The 20014-nt window shown below is 59.0% G+C and carries 22 protein-coding genes; 16 read left to right on the top strand and 6 right to left on the bottom strand.

Annotated features, from left to right (window positions below; translation table 11 throughout):
* Positions 1 to 143 precede the first annotated feature (143 nt).
* The 9 genes from sdhC to ACZ1HN_RS20575 all read left to right on the top strand — a co-directional run bounded on the left by sdhC (position 144) and on the right by ACZ1HN_RS20575 (position 7552).
* On the top strand, positions 144 to 527 hold the full coding sequence (gene sdhC, locus ACZ1HN_RS20615) for a succinate dehydrogenase, cytochrome b556 subunit (RefSeq protein WP_299599521.1): 384 nt from the start codon (positions 144 to 146) through the stop codon (positions 525 to 527).
* A gap of 13 nt (positions 528 to 540) precedes the next feature.
* The gene (gene sdhD, locus ACZ1HN_RS20610) at positions 541 to 912 is read left to right on the top strand and encodes a succinate dehydrogenase, hydrophobic membrane anchor protein (RefSeq protein ID WP_299201343.1); all 372 of its coding nucleotides are present in this window, start codon (positions 541 to 543) and stop codon (positions 910 to 912) included.
* A gap of 49 nt (positions 913 to 961) precedes the next feature.
* A complete protein-coding gene (gene sdhA / locus ACZ1HN_RS20605) occupies positions 962 to 2767 on the top strand; it encodes a succinate dehydrogenase flavoprotein subunit (RefSeq protein ID WP_299201346.1) in 1806 nt (601 codons plus the stop codon).
* 7 nt (positions 2768 to 2774) lie between these two features.
* The gene (locus tag ACZ1HN_RS20600; protein WP_472728847.1) at positions 2775 to 3602 is read left to right on the top strand and encodes a hypothetical protein; all 828 of its coding nucleotides are present in this window, start codon (positions 2775 to 2777) and stop codon (positions 3600 to 3602) included.
* Positions 3599 to 3928, top strand: coding sequence for a hypothetical protein (locus ACZ1HN_RS20595; RefSeq protein ID WP_299201353.1), 330 nt, complete (start codon positions 3599 to 3601; stop codon positions 3926 to 3928). The genes ACZ1HN_RS20600 and ACZ1HN_RS20595 overlap by 4 nt, the downstream gene beginning before the upstream one ends.
* Positions 3929 to 3941: 13 nt before the next feature.
* Positions 3942 to 4721: a succinate dehydrogenase iron-sulfur subunit gene (locus ACZ1HN_RS20590; RefSeq protein WP_299201356.1), complete on the top strand. Its 780-nt coding sequence runs from the start codon at positions 3942 to 3944 to the stop codon at positions 4719 to 4721.
* 7 nt (positions 4722 to 4728) lie between these two features.
* Positions 4729 to 5427 carry a ZIP family metal transporter gene (locus ACZ1HN_RS20585; RefSeq protein WP_472728846.1) on the top strand — a complete coding sequence of 233 codons (699 nt, stop codon included), beginning with the start codon at positions 4729 to 4731 and terminating at the stop codon, positions 5425 to 5427.
* A 93-nt stretch (positions 5428 to 5520) separates the two neighbouring features.
* Positions 5521 to 6666: a WD40/YVTN/BNR-like repeat-containing protein gene (locus tag ACZ1HN_RS20580; protein WP_472728845.1), complete on the top strand. Its 1146-nt coding sequence runs from the start codon at positions 5521 to 5523 to the stop codon at positions 6664 to 6666.
* A 37-nt stretch (positions 6667 to 6703) separates the two neighbouring features.
* Positions 6704 to 7552 (top strand): urea carboxylase-associated family protein, encoded by an 849-nt coding sequence (locus tag ACZ1HN_RS20575; protein ID WP_472728844.1) that lies wholly within the window; start codon positions 6704 to 6706, stop codon positions 7550 to 7552.
* A 238-nt stretch (positions 7553 to 7790) separates the two neighbouring features.
* Here the strand turns inward: ACZ1HN_RS20575 and deoD are convergent, their stop codons facing one another.
* Entirely contained in the window at positions 7791 to 8495 is a 705-nt protein-coding gene (gene deoD / locus ACZ1HN_RS20570) for a purine-nucleoside phosphorylase (RefSeq protein WP_472728843.1), read from the bottom strand.
* A gap of 187 nt (positions 8496 to 8682) precedes the next feature.
* Entirely contained in the window at positions 8683 to 9006 is a 324-nt protein-coding gene (locus ACZ1HN_RS20565) for an H-NS histone family protein (protein WP_299698633.1), read from the bottom strand.
* 201 nt (positions 9007 to 9207) lie between these two features.
* On the opposite strand from ACZ1HN_RS20565, the gene ACZ1HN_RS20560 reads away from it, so the two are divergent.
* Positions 9208 to 9411 (top strand): hypothetical protein, encoded by a 204-nt coding sequence (locus ACZ1HN_RS20560; RefSeq protein ID WP_472728842.1) that lies wholly within the window; start codon positions 9208 to 9210, stop codon positions 9409 to 9411.
* Between the two features lie 173 nt (positions 9412 to 9584).
* On the opposite strand, the gene ACZ1HN_RS20555 is transcribed toward ACZ1HN_RS20560, so the two are convergent.
* A complete protein-coding gene (locus ACZ1HN_RS20555; protein WP_472728841.1) occupies positions 9585 to 11555 on the bottom strand; it encodes a methylmalonyl-CoA mutase family protein in 1971 nt (656 codons plus the stop codon).
* A 74-nt stretch (positions 11556 to 11629) separates the two neighbouring features.
* Entirely contained in the window at positions 11630 to 12025 is a 396-nt protein-coding gene (locus ACZ1HN_RS20550; protein WP_472728840.1) for a hypothetical protein, read from the bottom strand.
* 82 nt (positions 12026 to 12107) lie between these two features.
* Here ACZ1HN_RS20550 and ACZ1HN_RS20545 point away from each other — a divergent pair, with 82 nt between their 5' ends.
* The 6 genes from ACZ1HN_RS20545 to ACZ1HN_RS20520 all read left to right on the top strand — a co-directional run bounded on the left by ACZ1HN_RS20545 (position 12108) and on the right by ACZ1HN_RS20520 (position 18301).
* Complete coding sequence (locus ACZ1HN_RS20545; protein WP_299770131.1) at positions 12108 to 13496, top strand: 1-acyl-sn-glycerol-3-phosphate acyltransferase; 1389 nt, start codon at positions 12108 to 12110, stop codon at positions 13494 to 13496.
* A gap of 111 nt (positions 13497 to 13607) precedes the next feature.
* A complete protein-coding gene (gene ccrA / locus ACZ1HN_RS20540; protein ID WP_299201399.1) occupies positions 13608 to 14888 on the top strand; it encodes a crotonyl-CoA carboxylase/reductase in 1281 nt (426 codons plus the stop codon).
* Positions 14889 to 15104: 216 nt separating this feature from the next.
* Positions 15105 to 15311: a hypothetical protein gene (locus tag ACZ1HN_RS20535; protein ID WP_189370924.1), complete on the top strand. Its 207-nt coding sequence runs from the start codon at positions 15105 to 15107 to the stop codon at positions 15309 to 15311.
* On the top strand, positions 15247 to 15978 hold the full coding sequence (locus ACZ1HN_RS20530; RefSeq protein ID WP_299201404.1) for a helix-turn-helix transcriptional regulator: 732 nt from the start codon (positions 15247 to 15249) through the stop codon (positions 15976 to 15978). Before ACZ1HN_RS20535 ends, ACZ1HN_RS20530 begins: the two co-directional genes overlap by 65 nt.
* Positions 15979 to 16091: 113 nt before the next feature.
* Positions 16092 to 16727, top strand: a complete 636-nt coding sequence (locus ACZ1HN_RS20525) for an acyl-homoserine-lactone synthase (protein WP_472728839.1) — start codon at positions 16092 to 16094, stop codon at positions 16725 to 16727.
* 41 nt (positions 16728 to 16768) lie between these two features.
* Positions 16769 to 18301, top strand: a complete 1533-nt coding sequence (locus ACZ1HN_RS20520; protein ID WP_472728838.1) for an ATP-dependent DNA helicase — start codon at positions 16769 to 16771, stop codon at positions 18299 to 18301.
* Here ACZ1HN_RS20520 and ACZ1HN_RS20515 read toward each other — a convergent pair.
* Positions 18298 to 19050, bottom strand: coding sequence for a TIGR02186 family protein (locus tag ACZ1HN_RS20515; RefSeq protein ID WP_299201411.1), 753 nt, complete (start codon positions 19048 to 19050; stop codon positions 18298 to 18300). The genes ACZ1HN_RS20520 and ACZ1HN_RS20515 overlap by 4 nt on opposite strands.
* Positions 19050 to 19967: a sulfite exporter TauE/SafE family protein gene (locus tag ACZ1HN_RS20510; protein WP_299599486.1), complete on the bottom strand. Its 918-nt coding sequence runs from the start codon at positions 19965 to 19967 to the stop codon at positions 19050 to 19052. The genes ACZ1HN_RS20515 and ACZ1HN_RS20510 overlap by 1 nt, the downstream gene beginning before the upstream one ends.
* Positions 19968 to 20014: the final 47 nt, after the last annotated feature.

Below are 20014 nucleotides of genomic sequence, written 5' to 3'. Positions count from 1 at the left end.
GTGATCACACGCATTTCAACCGTGATCACGTTTGCGCAGAATCCTGCAAATGCGCCAAAAAACCGCGCCAATTGTGAAGGCGTCGCGCGTGACATGTCTGTAAAAAGAGGTATCAAGAAGCAACCGATCACAAAGGATGCACAATGGCAGACGTCAACCGGGGCAATCGCCCGCTTTCGCCGCACCTGCAAATCTACCGCCCACAGTGGACATCGATGTCGTCCATTATGGTGCGCATCACCGGGATAGGCTGCCTGATCGCCTCTGTGCTTGTGGTTGCTTGGCTCTTGGCCGCTGCATCATCCGAGGCTGCATTTGCCGTGGTTGATGGTCTGCTGCGCAGCGTGCTCGGCAATCTGGTCCTGATCGCAGCAGTGTGGGGCATCTTTTATCACATGCTGGGTCGGCTGCGTCACGTGTTGTGGGACTTCGGCCATTTTATCCAGGTCCCCGTGTCCGAAGACATGGCCAAGGGCATGTTCATTCTGGCCACTTTGCTGACCGTTTTTGTTGTGATCGCAGTTTAGGGGAGGGTTCGATATGCGCTTTTTGACAGACCGCAAACGCGCCATGGGCCTGGGGTCCGGACGTGAAGGTACACACCATCATTGGCAGATGATGGTCAGTTCGATCCTGCTTGTGCCGCTCGTGCCAATCCTTGTCATCCTGTTCGCGTCGGCCCTTGGCGGCAGTCATGCCGAAGTTGTGGCGTTCTTCAGCCGTCCCATCCCGGCCATTCTGATGGGGCTATCCCTGATCGTGATCGTGCTGCACCTGATGCGTGAAGCGCATGCGGCGATTGAGGATTACGTTCATGGGACAGCTGGTAAGTTGACGTTAATCGCAACCACCGCATTTGCCTACACTATGATCGCGGCAGGCCTGTTTGCGATCGCGCGCATCGCGCTTTGAAATAACCAAGCGCGCTTCGCCAGCGCCGCTGTGAAACGAGGAGGCCGAAATGGCTGCATATGATTACGAGACGCATGAATATGACGTCGTGGTCGTTGGTGCCGGTGGCGCTGGACTGCGCGCGACATTGGGCATGGCCGAACAAGGCTTGCGCACCGCTTGCGTGACCAAGGTGTTCCCCACACGCTCACACACTGTTGCGGCACAGGGTGGCATCGCGGCGTCCTTGTCCAACATGGGCCCCGACAACTGGCAGTGGCACATGTATGACACGGTCAAGGGCTCGGACTGGCTGGGTGACACGGATGCGATGGAATACCTCGCTCGCGAAGCACCCAAGGCGGTCTATGAACTGGAGCATTACGGCGTGCCGTTTTCCCGTACGGAAGAGGGCAAGATCTACCAACGGCCATTCGGCGGCCACACCACCGAATTTGGCGAAGGACCGCCCGTGCAGCGCACCTGCGCCGCGGCCGACCGGACCGGCCACGCGATCCTGCACACCCTCTATGGCCAGTCGCTGAAGAACAACGCGGAATTTTACATCGAATACTTCGCCATCGACCTGATCATGTCCGAGGATGGTGTCTGTCAGGGTGTGCTTTGCTGGAAGCTGGATGACGGCACCATGCACCTGTTCGCCGCCAAGATGGTTGTGCTGGCAACTGGCGGTTATGGCCGTGCTTATTTCTCTGCCACTTCGGCCCACACCTGCACCGGCGATGGCGGTGGCATGACGGCCCGCGCCGGTCTTCCGCTGCAGGATATGGAGTTCGTACAATTCCACCCCACCGGCATCTACGGCTCGGGCTGCCTGATCACCGAAGGCGCACGGGGCGAGGGCGGATACCTCACCAACTCGGAAGGCGAGCGGTTCATGGAACGCTACGCACCGACCTACAAGGACCTCGCGTCTCGCGACGTGGTCAGCCGCTGCATGACCATGGAAATCCGCGAAGGGCGCGGCGTGGGCGCCGATGGCGACCACATCCATCTGCACCTCAATCACCTGCCACCCGAAACACTGGCCGAACGGCTGCCGGGTATCTCGGAAAGCGCGCGCATCTTTGCAGGCGTCGACCTGACCAAGGAACCGATCCCGGTCCTGCCCACCGTGCACTACAACATGGGTGGCATCCCCACGAATTACTGGGGTGAGGTGCTGGCACCAACCAAGGACAATCCCGACAACGTCTCACCCGGTCTGATGGCCGTGGGCGAAGCGGGCTGTGCCTCGGTTCACGGTGCGAACCGTCTGGGCTCCAACTCGCTGATCGACCTTGTGGTGTTTGGCCGTGCGGCGGCGATCCGGGCCAAGGATGTCGTGGATGCAGACGCGCCTATACCGACGCCAAGCAAACGCTCGATCGAAGCCGCGTTCTCGCGCTTTGACGGCCTGCGCTATGCCAAGGGCCACGTGCCCACGGCCGAGCTGCGGCTCGAGATGCAGCGGACCATGCAGGCCGATGCGGCGGTGTTCCGCACAGACAAAACGCTGGCGGAAGGCGAAGAGAAGATGAAGGGCGTGGCAGGCAAGCTCGAGGACCTGCAAGTCACCGATACGTCGCTGGTCTGGAACTCCGACCTGATGGAAACGCTTGAGCTGACCAACCTCATGCCGAACGCTGTGGCCACCATCACGGCGGCAGCGGCGCGCAAGGAAAGTCGGGGCGCCCACGCGCACGAGGATTACCCCGACCGCGATGACGAGAATTGGCGCAAGCACTCTTTGATCTGGTTTGAAGGCAATCAGGCGAGCCTTGGGTTCCGTGGTGTGCACCTGCAACCGCTGACCAGCCACAACGATGGCGGCATTGACCTCAAGAAAATCGCGCCCAAGGCGCGGGTCTACTAAGCCCCGCATGGCCCACGCGGTACGCAGCACGGATGATGTGGCACTCGTCCCCGGACGGGTGCTGCGCGTCTATGGCATGCGCCGCTCGGGCAACCATGCGCTGATTGATTGGATCATGCGGAACACCAGCGGCGGTGGGCTGTTCCTGAACAACTGCAAACCGGGCCGCGACCCACTGGAAACAACGCGCGCCGTCACCGTCTATCGCGACGGGACGCAGCTGGACATGCCAGGCCGGGAAGCCAGGATTGCCGCGGCAGGTGACGCGCCCACGGCGCTCGTATCCTACGAGGACCGCATGCCGCCGCTTGAGCGCAAACCGCTCTATGCAGCGCCCGAAACTTGCGTGCTCATCTACCGCAGCTTCTTGCATTGGGCCGCGTCTCTGCTGCGCAAGATCCAGGGCAATCCGGGCTACGGTCCCGTTGATCGGATGCGGGTGATGATGAACGCCGTCAACACCTATGGCACGATGCTTGAGCGGGTGCAGGACGGTGACGTCGTACCGCTGCTCTATGACCGCTGGAATACCGAGGACAGTTATCGTGCCGAGATGGCGGCGCGCCTCGACTTGCCGGGGCGCGACCTGAGCAAGGGGCGGGTCCAAAGCTACGGCGGTGGCTCGTCCTTTCAGGGCAAGTCGGTGGCCCCCGAAACACTTACAACCGATCAACGCGCCGCCCAGATGGCAGATGATCTTGAGTATCAGCTGATCCTGTGGACAGCGGCCCGCGACCCCCATTTCATCGCGCGGCTGGCCGAGGTGTTTCCCGAAGACGCGCTGCGCCTGTCCGGCCTGCTGCGCACCGCCAAAGCCGAGGTAACCCTGCCATGATCCGTGCCGCCGCCCTTGTTGCTCTCCTGACGCTTACCGCTTGCGAAGAAACCACCCAAGCGGTGGACAACGTCGCCCGCCGCAGCGCCAAAGCCGCTGTTTCGGAAACCATAGTCACGCGCTTCCCGGCTGTGCCGAAACAGGCGGTCACGCCCTTTACCGACTGCATCATCGACAACGCGTCAGCGCGTGAGATCGGTGAATTTGCCAAGGACGCCGTGATAGGCGTCTCAGAAACAACCGCTGCTCTGGTACGTTCCGTGCTTGAGCGGCAACAGACACAACAGTGCATCGTCGGGGCAGGTCTCTCTGTCCTGACCGCGTGAAAGGAGAACCGCAATGGTCCAACTGACGCTTCCCAAGAACTCTCGCATGACGACAGGCAAAACCTGGCCCAAACCCGAAGGGGCCACCAACGTGCGCAAGTTCAGCATCTACCGCTGGAACCCCGATGACGGGAAAAACCCGCAGGTCGACACCTATTTCGTCGACATGGACACCTGTGGCCCGATGATCCTGGACGCGCTGATCAAGATCAAGAACGAGATTGACCCGACCCTGACCTTCCGCCGCTCCTGCCGCGAAGGCATCTGCGGGTCCTGTGCGATGAACATCGACGGCATCAACACGCTCGCCTGCATCTACGGCATGGACGAGGTGAAGGGCGACGTCAAAATCTACCCGCTGCCACACATGCCCGTGGTCAAGGACCTGATCCCGGACCTTACGCATTTCTACGCCCAGCACGCGTCGATCATGCCCTGGCTGGAAACCAAGACGAACCGCCCCGCGAAAGAGTGGAAGCAGTCAATCGAGGATCGCAAAAAACTCGACGGCCTCTATGAATGCGTCATGTGCGCCTCCTGCTCGACTGCATGCCCCAGCTACTGGTGGAATGGTGATCGCTACCTCGGGCCAGCAGCGCTCCTGCACGCCTACCGCTGGATCATCGACAGCCGGGACGAGGCGACAGGCGAACGGCTCGACGACCTTGAAGATCCGTTCAAGCTCTACCGCTGCCACACGATAATGAACTGCGCCAAGACATGCCCCAAGGGCCTGAACCCGGCTGAGGCGATTGCCAACATCAAGCAGATGATGGTCGAACGTACCGTCTGATGCGGGTATGAGCGACGTCTGGGCGGCCCTTCTGCTGGCAACACTTGCAGGCGGATCGATCCCGCTGGGTGCCTGGATTGCGACATTCAACGCCGCCTGGCCCAACTGGCTCAAGACCGAAGCACGACACGGCGTGATCGCGTTCGGGGCCGGTGCGCTTTTGGCCGCCGTCGCTCTTGTACTGGTCCCCGAGGGCACGGAACGGCTTGGGCCTGGCGCTGCCCTTAGCTGGTTCTTTGCAGGCGGTGTCGCTTTCGCCATGATTGACCGTGCGCTGTCGCGGGCGGGGGGCAAATTCGCGCAGTTTCTTGCCATGATGATGGACTACCTGCCCGAGGCGATGGCGCTTGGCGCCCTTATCTCAGGTGATCTTGGCACCGCGCTCCTTGTGGCGGGCCTTATTGCCCTGCAAAACCTGCCCGAAGGCTTCAATGCCATGCGCGAATTGTCAGAAGATGGCCCCGCGCCGCTGTGGCTGTTTGTACTGATGGTCCCACTCGGTCCGCTGGCGGCTTGGGTCGGGGTATCCCTGCCACCCACCCAAGAGGGTGTGATCGGCGCGGTCATGATGCTGGCGTCGGGTGGTATACTCTTCCTGATGTTCCAGGACATCGCACCACAGGTGCCATTGAAGAACGCGCATCTGCCGACACTGGGCGCTGTGTGCGGCTTTGGCCTAGGATTGGCCGGCGACCTGCTGATTTAGCCCTTCGAGCCTGACGCATCTTGCCTCCGCACCCCCCGGCTGCCGCTGAAGGCCGATGTGTGATACCCTGCGCGTGATCAAACGGGGGTGGACATGTCGGATATCACCATTCTCATCGGCACGACCAAGGGTGCGTTTCTTTTGCACAGTGCCACGCGCGACACCTGGAAACTGACGGGACCGCATTGCGACGGTTGGGCCATTAACCATGTGATTGGCGATCCCAAGACAGGCAATATCTGGGCCGGTGGTGGCAATGCTTTCAGCGGTGCCGGGATCTGGCGGTCCGAAAATGGCGGCGCGACATGGCAGCTGTCCAAACTGTCGAAAGGAGAGATGGACAGCTGGGCCGAAGACAATCCGGAAGAGGCAGCCCTTTTCGGTTGGACGGCGCACGACACCAGTTTTGACGGGGATGTCACCGCGATCTGGTCACTGTCACTGGCCAACGGGCGGCTCATGGCAGGTGGCAATCCCGGCCGTCTTTATGAAAGCACCGATGGCGGCCAGAACTGGAACCGCAACGATGCGCTCAGTGATCATGGCACGCGCGACAGCTGGAACCCCGGTGGGGCGGGGCTGGTCCTACACACGATTGTTCGCGATACCAAGGATGACGCCAAGATGTGGGTGGGGATCTCGGCGGCAGGCGTTTTTGCGACCGAGGATGGTGGCGCCACATGGGACCGGCGCAACCGGCTCTCCAATGCAGAAAGCTGCGGCCAACATGCACATTTGGCAGCACCCCGGGATGGTGAAACTGGGCACTGTGTGCATAATTTCGTCCGCGCCAGCACGGATGTGCTCTATCAGCAAAACCACCACGGGGTCTGGCGGTCGTCCGATGACGGCCGCAGTTGGGAGGATATCACAGAAGGGCTGCCCTCGACCTTCGGGTTTCCCATCGCCGTACATCCCCACAAGCCACAGATGATCTGGACCCTGCCGCTCAACGGTGACAGTGACGGGCGCTATCCACCGGATGCCAGCGCCGCCGTTTGGCGGTCTGAGAACGGCGGCGACACCTGGACAGACCAGCGAAACGGATTGCCACAAGACACCTGCTTTTTCACCGTGTTGCGACAGGCCATGGCGACCGATCAGCAGACGCAAGCGGGAGTGTACTTTGGCACAAACTCCGGCTCGGTCTTTGCATCACGGGACGAAGGTGAAACATGGGATGAAGTCGCCCGGCACCTGCCGACAATCCTCTCTGTCGAGGTGATGGACCGTATCTGACACTTGCACCCAACGTGCGGGCAGTTAGGCTGCGCGCATGACCGATGCCCCCGACTATGCCGACGCTCACCGCGCCATCCCGCCAGTGATCTGCTACCCGCCCGAGACATTGCCGAAACCGGATATGGCGCGCTATGCCCGTGCCCGTGATGGCATGACCAAACTGTCCGAGATCCTTGCCGCCCCACGCGAGGCGGCAACGTTCGACGTGCCTGCGGGTCACATCTTTCGCATCTCCTCTGTCGAAGGGCCGCAGGTCGGTGATCTGAACCTCTGGAATGCAAACGACCTGTCCGAACGGTTCTACTCGGGCAAGACGCGGGCCTTGCACGGCACCCATGTGGACACGGGCGACAGATTGTGGACCAGCTTTCCCACCCTTCGCCCGATGGCCACGATCATCCATGACACGCTTGATTGGTACGGGTTCGATGAGTTTGGGGGTGGTGTGCATGACGTGATCGGTACGCGGTGTGACCCCTATACAGGCAACCTCTTGCAGGGTGGTCACTACCATCACTGTTGCCATTCAAACCTGACCCGCGCGCTGGCCGACCACACCGGACTGTCGCTGGTCGAGGCCGAGCCGCATGTGCATGACGTCATGAACGTCTTCATGTGCACCGGCTTCACCCGCGACACCGGTCAGTACTTCATGAAGGCGTCACCGGTCCGTCCCGGCGATCATATCGATGTCTTTGCCGAGATCGACCTGCTGGGCGCGCTCAGCGCCTGTCCGGGTGGCGATTGCGGGTCCGAGCATTCCTCGGACACCGCGCCCTGCTTCCCGCTCAAGATCGAAGTGTTTGCGCCCGCACCCGGCGCACTTGATGGCTGGCAGAGCCCGCCGGTCAACGGCTACGACCGCAGCCACGGACGCGCATAGCGCGACAGGGTCCAGCCTTCCCTGTTTTGGAAAAATCCCCGCCGGAGGCTCCGACGAAGGCCACATGCATAACGGTGCATTCATCGCGCGTTAAGCAAGACGCGCTACAAGAAAGTTAACCAACGCTTGCATGACCGTGACGGTGGGGGTGCACAGGGGGTGTACAGATGGTGCACGCGGGGTGACAGGCTTGTGCCACCCCTAATAGGCTGAAAAATAGTGCTAAAATAGCGTCGCGTCAGGCAAACGCGGCTTCCAGCGCAATTTCCACCATATCCCCAAAGGTCTTTTCACGATCTTCCGACGGCAGGGCTTCACCTGTCTGAAGGTGGTCACTGACGGTCAGCACAGCCAGTGCGCGGCGCCCGTGACGCGCCGCCAAGGTGTACAGCTCCGCAGCCTCCATCTCGACGGCAAGGATGCCATGGCGAACCATCTGTTCGTCCAGGTCGGCCCGCTCGGCATAGAACACGTCGGATGAATAGATGCCGCCCACATGCGTCCTAGTGCCCTTGGCCTGGGCCGCATTTACTGCTGCCGCCAACAGACCATAGTCGGCACAGGGGGCATAGTTGATCTCTTTGAAAAAGCCCGAGGACGGTGACGTGATGGTCGTCGATGTCATCGCAATGATCACGTCGCGGATGCCCACATGCGGCTGCATGCCCCCGCATGATCCAATGCGGATCAGCGTCTGCACGCCATACGTGGTGATGAGTTCATTGGCATAAATCGACAGGGACGGCATGCCCATGCCTGACCCCTGGATGGTGACCCTGTTACCCTTCCACGTCCCGGTAAAGCCCAGCATGCCACGCACTTCGTTGACCAGTTCAGCATTCTCGAGGAACGTCTCAGCCGCCCACTTGGCGCGATAAGGGTCGCCGGGCATCAGCACGGTTTCAGCAATTTGGCCCGGTGCGGCACCGATATGAACGGTCATGGTCAACTCCTTCGTCTGGGAACAGCCGTTGCAGTACTCGCTTTCAGCGGAAAGGAGAATAGCACGCACGACAACGGCGCAGATTTGCGCATGGATCGCACATCAAAATGTGGAAGATGCGCCCGAAACAAAAAAGGCCACGTTCCCGTAGCAAAAGGAACGTGGCCTTTCTTGAATTGGCGCGCGGTCAGATTTCCATCTTCTCCGCTGGTGTGCCTGCTTCGACGGCTGCCTTGAACCAGTTTGGCTGACGCCCTTTGCCAGTCCAGGTTTGCGCAGGATTTTCAGGGTTCATGTATTTCGGTTCGGCACTCGACGCTTTCGCGCTTCCCCGTCCCGATTTCTTACTCGTCAACTCATCCAGCGAAAAACCATACTCTGCTGCCGCTTTTTGGGCCGCGGCCAAAGCATCATGCCGCTCTGATTTGCGACGTTGCACAATTGCCTCGTCTATGTCAGCGCGCAGTGCTTCTAGTTCTTTGCGGCTCATTTTGTCGAGTTTGATTGCCATTTTTTGTCCAGTTTATTTTAAGATTACATACTCTATTTGGTGAAATCTTAGGAAAATCAAGAGCCTGACTGATCGTAATTGTGTCAGCAGCGGGGACTTGCTCGTTATGCGCGTTTCTTTCGACTACGAGTGGAAAACTGACTTGGTGAATTGATGGCACCGGAATTGAGCTTCCCGTAGGGCGGGAGAGGCCTATGGCAATTGAAACTGAAGATCATTGAAGCGGTGGTCGACGTGACCAAAGCTTATTCTGATTTGGCGCAGTCACTATCGTTGGTCCTATTGGACGCAACTGCCGCCCAGCAAAAAAGGTACAGCCAAAACATTATTGAAACCGCGAAACTGCGCGCGCAGTTTACAGAAGGATTGATCCGGTTTCGGGCCGGGCTGATTGGCTGCACATAGACAGAGGGTGATATGGCCGCAGCAACGCTGGCGCGGGCTGTGATGCCTGGGCAAGCAGGGATACTGCCGCAGCATCCACCACCCAGACCGGAGTGGACACAGCTTTGCAGCCCCTGCAGCGGGTCGCTGACCTCGCTCAGGCAGTATCGGTTTCGAAAAAAGCGCAGTGACGGCTATTCTGCCGCAACAGCCTTTGGATCGGCCAGTGTGACGATGTCCTGCATGATCGTGTTCAGCTCGAAATCTTTGGGCGTATATACCCGGGCGACGCCCATGGCGCGCAACCGATCGGCGTCGTCATCGGGAATGATACCGCCGACAATCACCGGCACGTGTCCCAGCCCCGCGGCTCGCATGCGCTGCATCAGGTCTTCGACAAGTGGAATATGGCTGCCCGACAGGATCGACAGGCCCACCACATGCGCATCGTCATCACGGGCGGCGGTCACGATTTCCTCAGGTGTCAGGCGGATCCCTTCATAGGCGATGTCCATCCCGCAATCACGCGCGCGGACGGCAATCTGTTCTGCACCGTTCGAATGACCATCAAGGCCCGGCTTGCCTACAAGAAATTTCAAGCGACGACCCAAACGGTCGCTCACAGCATCAACAGCATCGCGCAAATCATCCAGCCCCTCGGTCATGTTCGAACGACCTGACGACACGCCGGTTGGCCCGCGATACTCTCCGTGCACCGCACGCATTTGCGCCGCCCATTCACCGGTGGTGACGCCAACCTTGGCGCAGGCGATCGAGGCAGGCATGACATTCTGGCCCGCCTGCGCCGCTGCTCGTAAATCGGAAAGGGCAGCCTTCACTGCGGCATCATCCCGTTCTGCGCGCCACGCGTTCAGCCGGTCAATCTGGTCTTGTTCGACAGCCGGATCGACAACCATGATTCCGCCATCGCCGGTCATCAGTGGGGAAGGCTCCCCAGCCTGGTACTTGTTTACGCCAACCACAACGGTTTCACCCTTTTCAATGCGGTTCAGACGCTCGGCATTCGATTGCACCAGTTGGGCTTTCATATAGTCAATTGCCGCAATGGCTCCGCCCATCGCATCAAGGTTTTCCAATTCGTGGCGCGCGCCGGTTTTCAACTCCTCGACCTTGGCGTCAACAGCAGGATTGCCATCAAACAGGTCGTCATATTCCAGAAGGTCCGTTTCAAAGGCCATAATCTGCTGCATGCGCATCGACCATTGCTGGTCCCATGGACGCGGCAGACCCAGCGCCTCGTTCCAAGCGGGCAATTGCACCGCACGGGCCCGCGCCTTTTTCGACAAGGTCACTGCCAGCATTTCAATAAGAATGCGATAGACGTTATTTTCTGGCTGCTGTTCGGTCAGGCCAAGTGAATTGACCTGCACCCCGTAACGGAAACGGCGGAATTTTGGGTCAGTCACGCCGTAGCGCTTCTCGCAAATCTCATCCCACAGATCGACAAACGCGCGCATCTTGCACATCTCGGTCACAAAGCGGATGCCTGCATTCACAAAGAAGGAAATGCGCCCGACGACAGCCGGAAAATCGGTCGGGTCAATACGTGGTTTCAGTTCGTCCAGAACAGCCGTGGCCGTGGCAAGAGCGAATGCCAATTCCTGCTCAGGCGTCGCGCCCGCCTCTTGCAGGTGATAGGAACACACATTCATCGGGTTCCATTTCGGTGCGTTGGTGTAGCAGTATTCGGCCACATCCGCGATCATCTTGAGTGATGGTTTTGGCGGGCAGATATAGGTGCCGCGGCTTAGGTATTCCTTGATCAGGTCGTTCTGAACTGTGCCTTGCAACTTGGACACATCCGCGCCCTGTTCCTCGGCCACGGCGATATAAAGCGACAGCAGCCATGGGGCTGTTGCATTGATTGTCATCGATGTGTTCATCTGTTCGAGGGGAATGTCCGAGAACAGCGTATGCATATCGCCCAGATGCGCTACGGGGACACCAACCTTGCCGACCTCACCGCGCGCCAGAACGTGGTCGCTGTCGTACCCGGTTTGTGTTGGCAGATCGAAAGCCACGGACAGGCCGGTTTGACCTTTGGCGAGGTTTGACCGGTAGAGCGCGTTGGATGCGGCGGCGGTTGAGTGTCCGGCGTAGGTGCGGATCAACCAGGGGCGGTCTTTCTGTGCAGGCTGCGACATGGCGTACTCTCCCGTGAATCGGCTGGGTAACAAAATTTCGTATGATGTGAGGTATAGGTAATTTTGTGGCGCAGTCAATCCGCTGCGTTGCGGCATTTTCCGCGTTGCGGCCAGACGGCTACGACAAACATCAGCCATCCCAGAACCCCGACGCTGTGGGCTGACAAGGTGATGGGCCCGGTAAAGGTTAGCAGTGCCAGGATATCTTCCGGCGGGGGCGGCGCCTTGATCACGGATTGCGCAGGCAACCCGTCAAAAATCATGCGGTAGTAGGTATAGTATCCTTGCGGTGATGCCCAAACAAAGGTGATGAAGGCGACCAGCCACACGGGCACCCGGATGATCAGCGGGCGCCTCAGCACCAGCAAACGTGTGAACCCAAGAGCAACAACAGCAAACAGAAGGGATACAACGGCAAGGCCGATCTGTCCCCAAACGGTCAGAGTATAGAAGGAATCTCCGTCATACATTCCGCCACTTTCAGGCCGCGACAGGGGAAAGACCAGCCCATTTCGCTTGCTCCTACCCCATACGCCTGCGAGGGTTCACGCGATGATGAGATCGGTTGAACTCCCCCTCTGGCTTTTTGTGCTGATCGTGTTGTTCGCAGCCGTGACCTTTGCATCGCATTTCCTGTTCCCGTCGGTGCGCTGGTTCTTTCGACGGCGGTTGGAGCGGGCGGTGAGCCGACTGAACGAGCGGCTGACACGGCCCATTGAGCCTTTCAAGCTGGCCCGCCGTCACGACATGATCCAGCGTCTGATCTATGACCCGGAGGTGACGGAGGCCATCGTTCAGCACGCGGATGAGAACAACGTGCCCGAGAACGTGGCTTTTGAACAAGCGCGCCGCTATGCCCGCGAAATCGTGCCCAGTTTCTCTGCGTTTGCCTATTTCAGCTTCGGTGCGCGCGTCGCACGGTGGTTGGCAACGGCGCTCTATGATGTGCGGACCGGCCTCAACAACGATCAGCAAATCCAAAGCGTGGACCCGGATGCGACGGTGGTTTTCGTCATGAACCACCGCAGCAACATGGACTACGTTCTGGTCACATATCTTGCGGCGCGGGCCTCGGCGCTCAGCTACGCGGTGGGGGAATGGGCGCGTGTCTGGCCATTATCGCGTTTGATCAAGTCGATGGGCGCTTACTTTATCCGCCGCAGATCGCGGGGTGCGCTGTATCGCAAGGTTTTGTCCCGCTACGTGCGCATGGCAACTGCGGGTGGCGTGACCCAAGCCATCTTCCCCGAAGGCGGGCTGAGTGTGAATGGTCAGCTGATGCCGCTCAAGATGGGGCTCCTATCCTATGTCGTTGATGGGTATGACCCCAGCAAACGTGACGTCGTCTTTGTTCCCGTCGCGATTAACTACGACCGTGTGCTCGAAGATCGCGTTCTGATCGCTGCCGACAAACGAGGAGATCGCCGGTTCGGGGTCAGTATCACCGTGGTGATGGCGGCCATTCTACGCCTGTTGTGGCAGTGGATAACGCGGCGGTATCGCAAGTTTGGCACAGCTTCCGTTGTCTTTGGCCCTCCGGTCTCCCTTGCGGCTTTGGGTCAGGATCGTGACCTGGATCAACTGGCAGAAACGCTTCGTGGTCGAATACAGGATGTGATGCCAGTCCCGTTTGTCCCGTTGCTGGCACGCATGTTTTTGCAAACGGACACGCCGATCCCGGATACGGATATGACCCATCGGATCAAGACGGCCATGCCATCCGAGCGTGGAACACGGCCGCCATTGACAGACGATGATCTGAGCAACCGCATTTCCCGTGCTTTGGGCGACATGGAACGGCGCGGCATGATCCATTGGATCGACAATGGATGGGCAAAGGTAAGCGACGAACAGGACCTGTTCCGCTTTTATGCCAATTCAATCGACGATCTGTATCCGGACAGCATCACACCGGAAGATGCTGCGCGCGCAAAGTCATAAAATTACAAAAAAGCTAATGCATGGGTTGCTTTATTTCGTGACGAGCCATATTCAGCCGTAACGCAGTCGATTCTGCGCTGCGGCACGGAATTTTCAACCCGGAGGCTCAACATGGCACTCGACACTGGCATCGCGTCCTACGACGCACCTGAAAAAGACCTCTACGAGATGGGTGAAATCCCACCCATGGGGTATGTCCCGAAACAGATGTATGCGTGGGCCATTCGGCGCGAACGCCATGGTGAGCCGGACACGGCAATGCAGTTGGAAGTGGTCGATGTGCCAAAGCTCGACAGCCACGAGGTGCTGGTTCTAGTGATGGCCGCAGGGGTCAACTACAACGGTGTCTGGGCCAGCCTGGGCAAGCCGATCTCGCCCTTTGACGGGCACGGCCAGCCGTTCCACATCGCCGGTTCTGATGCTTCGGGCATCGTTTGGGCCGTGGGTGACAAGGTAAAGCGCTGGAAAGTCGGGGATGAGGTGGTGATCCACTGCAACCAGGACGACGGCGACGACGAACACTGCAACGGCGGCGACCCGATGTACTCGGAAAGCCAGCGCATCTGGGGTTATGAAACACCCGATGGGTCCTTTGCCCAGTTCACCAATGTGCAGGCCCAGCAGCTGATGCCACGGCCCAAGCACCTGACATGGGAAGAAAGCGCGTGCTACACGCTGACGCTTGCCACGGCTTACCGCATGCTGTTTGGCCACGAACCACATGACTTGAAGCCCGGCCAGAACGTTCTGGTCTGGGGCGCGTCCGGCGGCCTGGGATCCTATGCGATCCAGTTGATCAACACAGCCGGAGCGAATGCGATTGGTGTGATCAGCGACGAAAGCAAGCGCGACTTCGTCATGGACCTGGGCGCCAAGGGTGTCATCAACCGCAAGGACTTCAACTGCTGGGGTCAACTGCCCACGGTCAACACACCTGAATATGCGGAGTGGTTCAAGGAAGCTCGCAAGTTCGGTAAGGCGATCTGGGACATCACCGGCAAGGGCGTGAATGTTGACATGGTCTTCGAACACCCTGGCGAAAGCACGTTCCCGGTCTCGACCTTTGTGTGCAAGAAGGGCGGTATGGTTGTGATCTGCGCGGGTACCACTGGCTACAATCTGACCTTCGACGTGCGTTACATGTGGATGCATCAGAAGCGTCTGCAAGGCAGCCACTTCGCCCACCTCAAGCAAGCGTCGGCTGCCAACCACCTGATGGTCGAACGCCGCCTTGATCCTTGCATGTCCGAAGTCTTCGCCTGGAATGACCTGCCTGAAGCGCACATGAAGATGCTGCGCAACGAACACAAGCCCGGGAACATGTCGGTTCTGGTGCAGGCGCCCAAGACCGGTCTGCGTACTCTTGAAGATGCGCTGGAAGCGCGGCGTTAACGCCATACACGCCAAAGATGAGTGTAAACGCCCGCGAATCACCCTGTGGTTTCGCGGGCGTTTTGCTGTTCCAAGGCCAGATGTAGCTGGATCAATGGCTTGTAAATTACCACCTCGCTATTTCTGGGGAGGGGAAATACGTGAATTTTCGGGGCAAGTTAACACATGCTATAGTTGTGTTAACCTTTCATTAACCACTCGGGAGTGAGTTTGATCATGAAAAGTGACTGGATACTGGACGTTCTTACGGACCTAAAGACTTTTGCCCGCTCCAACGACATGCATGCGCTCGCTGAGCAGTTGGACGACACCGCAATCGTCGCGATGGCCGAGATCGCCGCGATGAAGGAAACACAGGATGGTCAGCGTCACGACGGCGAGGCAGCCGTTGGAACCTATTTTGGAGGGTTTGGAGCAAGCTGAGGGGCTCGCTGCCCTACAGGCGGCGTCCGAAGAAATACGCGACCACTACAGGGTCGATCACGTGGTGTACCACTGGGTCGATTCCGCCGGGGATCAGTATGGTTGCGGAACGTATTCGGATGTCTGGCGTGACCGGTATCTTGAGCAGAATTACCTGCGTATTGATCCGGTCATAATGGGGTGTTTTCAAAGGTTTCACCCCGTAGACTGGAAACGGCTGGACTGGAGCAGCAAGTCCGCCCGCACCTTTCAAGCCGAAGCCATTGCACACGGGGTCGGGAACCAGGGTTTCTCGGTTCCGATCCGCGGCCCGAACGGCCAATTTGCACTCTTTACGGTCAGCCACTCATGCGACGACAAAACATGGGCCGAATGGACAGACGCGCATCGCCGTGACCTGATCCTGATCGCGCACACGTTCAACGAAAAGGCGCTCGATTTCGAACCGGACCGGGCGCCGGAACAATCCCAAGCGCTCAGCCCGCGCGAGGTTGACGCAATGACCTTTCTGGCCATGGGATACAGTCGCGCGCAGGTGGCCGATACGCTTTCGATTTCGGAGCACACTCTGCGCGTCTACATCGAAAGCGCCCGGTTCAAGCTGGGTGCAATGAATACGACACATGCCGTTGCTCGGGCCATGAGCCGGGGCTTGATCGTCGTATAAAAAACGCTTGTTGCCTGAGAGGGCAACATAACGGACGGGCATGCGTACAAGATATTAACTTACGTTACGGTACCTTCTGGTCACACCTCCCCGGTTTGATAAGGAGTACAGCGATGCTGCGTTATGTTTATGCCTCTGATCTTGGTGATTATCCCAAACTTGCCCGCACCATGTTTCGTGATCGTGCGGACCAATTCAAAACCCGATTGGGTTGGGATGTGAACGTTGATCAGAACGGTTATGAGCGTGACGAATACGACGATCTGAACCCGCTTTATGTCATTTGGGAAGAACCCGATGGCTCGCACGGCGGCTCCATGCGCTTTCTTCCCACGACCGGCCGCACAATGGTGAACGAACACTTTGGCGATCTGATCTCTGGACCCATTACCAGCCCATTGATCTGGGAATGCACCCGTTTCTGCCTAACACGCGGGGCCGGTGGTCATGTCGCTGCCGCTTTGATGCTGGGCGGTGGGGAAATCATGCAGAACTTCGGGATTGAGCACTTTGTGGGTGTCTTTGACGCTCGGATGGTTCGCATATACCGCATGATTGGTTCCTCGCCCGAGGTGCTGGGCAGCAAGGGTACGGGCCGTGACCAGATCAGCGTTGGTCTCTGGCACTTTGACGAAAGCGCTGCAGCGGTTGTCGCAGAGCGGGCGGGTGTCCCGATGGAACGATCGCGCCAATGGTTTGACCGCGCATTCGGGATGACACGCTACCGCAACTACGCGCGCAGCGCCTGATCCCGCTGGCACCTACCGCGACCCATCTATAGGGTCGCGGCATGTCCACTTCCCTTGCCCTTTCTGACGACCAGGCCAGCGCTTTTGACACCGTAACCGAGATGTTGCGCGGTGCTGGCATCGATCTTGATGACGCGCTTCTTATGCCGCCGAAATCCTCGGCCACGTCCGTCATGGCAATCACGGGCAAGGCTGGATCGGGCAAGACACTTCTGCTGTCCGAACTCTACAAGGCGCTCGAAGCTGCCGGGGTCGAGATCGTGTCGGGCGATTACGAATCCCGCAGGCACAAGGACCGCCGGACCCTTGCCATTCTTGCCCCCACAAACAAGGCGGCAAGCGTGCTGCGCTTTCGCGGCGTGCCTGCGACAACGATCCACCGCATCCTCTACACACCAGTCTATGACCCAGAATACGAACGCATTGCCGAATGGCTCGCCGGCAATGGCGACCGGCCTGACGTCGAGGGGCTGACCGACCAGGCACTCGATCGAGCCTTTGCCTTCTACCAAACAAACAAGTCCATTCCCGGCGCATTGGCTGCTGCGGGGTTGCGTGGAAGCGACTTCATCACCGGTTGGAAACGGCGCGAGGAACCGCTGGATATTGGCTTCATCGACGAAGCCTCCATGTTGGATGACAAGCAGTTCGAGGATCTGAAAGAGATTTTCCCAACCCTCTTGCTGTTTGGTGATCCTGCACAGTTGGCCCCAGTCAACCAATCTGGCGCGATGGTGTTCGACAAGCTGCCCGAACGCCGGGTCATGAACCTGGGCCGTATCCACAGGCAGGCAGCGGACAACCCGATCCTCGACCTCGCCCACGCGCTGGCCGACCCGCAGGTCGATTTCTACCGGTTTGAAAAGATGGTGGAGGAGGCCGCAGCTGGTGACGAACGTGTCGTCTGGGGTCAGCGGGTCGAGGTGGACCTGATGGCGCGCAGCCCGGTCCTTGTCTGGCGCAACGCCACACGCATCCGTCTGATCAATGCCTTCCGTGCGGTGTACGAAGCCCCCGATGACCGCCTGATCGAAGGCGAACCACTGATCTGTGACGGTCTGGAACTGCCGCTGAAACACCGCAAGAAACGGCTCGATCTCGAAGCGCGCGGGCTGATCAAGGGCGCGCAGGTTGTTTATCTTGGGGAAGGGCGCAAACCCGGCTTTTCCCGCCTGCACGTGATCGGGGCCGAAGACCCGCAGGTCTCGGCTGCGTCAATTGTGAAGATAGAAAAACCGGACGAGGAAGAACCTTTTATCCCCTATGCCGCGCGCATGGGCGCCACATTCCTCCACGGGGCCGCCGTGACAATCCACAAGGCGCAAGGGTCGCAGTGGGACACGGTGCAGGTGTTCGCGCCTGACCTTTATGTGGCCGCCCGCATGAACCGGACAGAGGCAGGGCAGCCCCTCTGGAAGCGGCTGGCCTACGTGGCCATCACGCGGGCACAGAACAGGCTGATCTGGGTGGTACGGAACAGGTTGTCAAAACCGACAGGTCCGCTGCGCGTCGACGATTTGCGCAGCGTTCCGGCTGCCACCCTCACCCTCGCGCCCGAGGAACCAGAACTCTAGTTGCGCAACAGTGAAAACGCAGCCGACGCAGTCCATCCGGCTGCAATGGCAATCGCGAGGGACATCAATCCGTACCAGAACGGGTTTTCGCGGCTAAGGACGAACAACCAGCGCTCCAGTCCTACTTTGCGGACGTCAATGGTTGTCTCGTAGCTGGCCACCACCTCTGCGTCCCGCGTCAGAAAGATGCGCGTTTCATAGGCGCCTTCTGTCAACGCCGCCGGCAGGCGGATGCGGGTCCGAAACAGCGTGTCTTCATCGACAACAACCTGACCTTCAAGCAGCTGGTAAGTCTCGGCAGCGGTGTTGATGCGGATCAGGGCCGCCACATAGGAACTGGCATCCAGAACCGAGTTTGGTGCGCCGACGGCATTCAGTTTGCTGGTGACAGATACGCGGTGTTCCAGATTCTCACGAATCCCCAAGACTTCCTCGAGTGGGGCGCTTGATGCCACAGCGTAGTAACTTGGTGCCCCATCAAACTCGACCGCGTCGGTGTTGACCCAGATACCGAAACGCCGCTCCTTGCGGCGCACGGTGACGGGCTCAGGTGGGCCTGCAATGGTGACGATGACACCCAACTCACCCTCGGGGATGGGGGCTTCGCGTTTGACCGCGCCAAAGATCAGGATTTCGGATCCATCAAAGCTGGTGGTGATCGCCACTTCGTCCTGGCTCAGACCCAGTACGACCTCTTCGGCCCAGGTGGGCAGGGCGACGAGAATGAACAGGGCCAACCAGCGCAGCATCAATGACCCCCCACCGCACCAACAGAGTACAGTTCGGACGGCATGACAAGCAGATCAAAGGCCAGCTTGCCGCAGACAACCAGCACCATCAGGGCCAGCAAGATGCGCAGCTGTTCCGCCTTCATCCGCACGCCGATACGCGTGCCGATCTGGGCACCGATCACACCCCCAACCAACAGCAACACGGCCAATACCACATCCACCGTAAAGTTCGTCGTGGCATGCAGCATCGTGGTGAAGGCGGTGACAAAGATGATCTGGAACAGGGATGTCCCGACAACCACCTTGGTTGGCATGCCAAGCAGATAGATCATGGCAGGCACCATGATGAACCCGCCACCAACACCCATGATGGCGGCGAGGATGCCAACACTCAGTCCGACCAGAAGCGGCGGAATGACCGAGATATAAAGACCAGACACCCGGAACCGCATCTTGAAGGGCAGCTTGTGGATCATCCCGTGTTTCTTGCGGGTGGGCATTGCACTGCCCTTGGCAGTTTTGCGGATCGCATTAAGGCTTTCGACAAACATCAATGCGCCGATCACGCCAAGAAAAACGACGTAACATAGACGAACCAGCAGATCGACCTGACCCAGCGACTTGAGATAGTTGAAGATCAGCACGCCCAGGGCCGCCCCTATGAGGCCGCCAATCAGCAGCACGGTCCCCATCCTCAGGTCCACCGTCTTGCGCCTGAGATGGGCCAGCACGCCCGAGAAGGACGAGGCAACAATTTGGTTGGCTTCAGTCGCAACCGCGACAGCGGGTGGAATGCCAATAAAGAACAAAAGCGGCGTCATCAAGAAGCCGCCACCAACACCAAACATGCCGGATAGGATACCCACCATGCCGCCCAATCCAAGAAGAAGGAACGCGTTAACCGATACCTCGGCGATGGGCAGGTAGATTTGCATGGGTACTGTTAGGACGGCACGGTATGGGAAATCAAGATGTCATGCCG

It is taken from the genome of Tateyamaria sp. GN1-10 (assembly GCF_055693845.1).
This window is presented reverse-complemented; position numbering and strand designations above follow the sequence as displayed.